Origin of the sequence: Streptosporangium sp. NPDC006007, from assembly GCF_040614315.1 — a bacterium.
Taxonomy (GTDB): domain Bacteria; phylum Actinomycetota; class Actinomycetes; order Streptosporangiales; family Streptosporangiaceae; genus Streptosporangium.
In genome coordinates this window covers 1-1503 of the sequence record NZ_JBEXUG010000105.1, presented here as the reverse complement: position 1 = coordinate 1503, position 1503 = coordinate 1, and the positions used below count along the sequence as shown (strand labels likewise).

Genomic DNA, 1503 nt, shown 5'->3' with positions numbered 1-1503 from the left:
ACCAACGCCGTTCAGTTAGGGCAGGGCCGTAGGTGTCAAGGGCTGTTCATGAGCATATCGATGCTGATGGTGGCTTTGTAGGTGGTCCGGTCGATGGCGGGTCCGCGTGCGTTGTATTTGGAGATCGCTCGTTTGACGATGCGGTCTTTGGTACGGACCCGCCGGGCGGGCAGGAGCTGGGCCAGGACGTGACGGCCGATGGTCCCCACGAGATCAATGCTGGTGTCGGTGATGATGCCTGCGGCCAGGACGACTTGGTCGCGGGCGGCGGCCAGAGCGGTGAGGAAACCGGCCCGGTCCGGGTCGATACCCGGGACGCTGTCGGTGGCGTCGGTCATTGCGGTCCGCAATGCCTGGTAGACGGTCAGCAGCGCCCAGACCTCCTGCTCGACGCCGTCCGGGGTGCGGGCCCGCAGGACGCGTCCGCCCAGGATCGTGGACTTCAGCTCCGCGTAGGCGGTCTCGATCTCCCAGCGTTCGTGGTAGAGCCGGACGAGTTCGGCGGCCGGGTGCGTGGCGGGGTCGGTGAGGGTGGTCAGCAGCCGGTAGTGGCCCGTACGCGTGCCTTGGGTGGTGCGGATGCTGATTTCGGCGTCGATGACGCGAACGGTCAGTGGGCCGATCCGGGTCAGTACCGAGCCGTCGCGGCAGCGGGCCACTGTGGGCAGATTCCGGCCGGACTTGCAGCGCACAAGCAGATCGGCGCCGGTGGCGGCCAGCTGGTTCAGCAGTGCGGCGGAGGCGAAATTCCGGTCGCCCAGCAGCAGCATCCCGGCCCGCAAACCGACCGCCAGGCGGCGGGCGTACTCCAGCTCACCGGTCGTGGCCGGACCGAACACGGCCCCGATCACCGACCGGGTCCCGCAGGCCACCAGCGCGGTCAGACGCAGTTGCGGGTAGCCCGAGATCCCGTTGCCGAGGCGCTGGCGGGTGAACACCGTGAGGTTGGCCGGGCAGTCCGGGACCGGCAGCAGGGTGCTGTCGACCGCGACGACCCTCAGCCCCCGCCATCGCCCGGCGGCAGCGGTCGTGGCCGCAGGTCCGCTCATCAGGTCGAACAGCGCTTTCATCGGTGCCGGCCCCAGCCGCCGGCGGGCCTGGCGAAGAGCGCTGCCGCTGGGCCGGACCGGAGCCAGGCCCGCCAGAGCGGCGCACAATCGGTCGAAGACCTGCCGGTAGCCCAGCCCGGTGAAGAGTGCCGCGGCCAGCAGCAGGTACACCGTGACCCGTGCCGGCACCAGCCGGACCCTGCGCTGCACAGCCCCGGTCTCCGCCAGCACCTCATCGACCATCTCGAACGGAACGATCCGGGTCAGTTCCCCGATATGCCCCGGCGCGAACGCCCCAGCCGCTACCCGCACCGTCCTCGTTATGGCAGTCTGTTCCAACAGCGGAGCTCCTGTGGTGAGGGTGTCTTGGAGTGACAGTCCTCTTCTACAGCAGCTCCGCTGTCTTGTTCACAGGCCTTGACGAACAGCCCCCACGCCTAACTGAACGGCGTTG

Annotated in this window: 1 protein-coding gene; it reads right to left on the bottom strand. The window is 68.8% G+C overall.

The genetic code is table 11. From position 1 onward, the window contains the following. Nucleotides 1–35: 35 nt before the first annotated feature. On the bottom strand, nt 36–1361 hold the full coding sequence (locus ABZ194_RS30335) for an IS4 family transposase (protein ID WP_355600438.1): 1326 nt from the start codon (nt 1359–1361) through the stop codon (nt 36–38). Between the last annotated feature and the right edge of the window lie 142 nt (nt 1362–1503).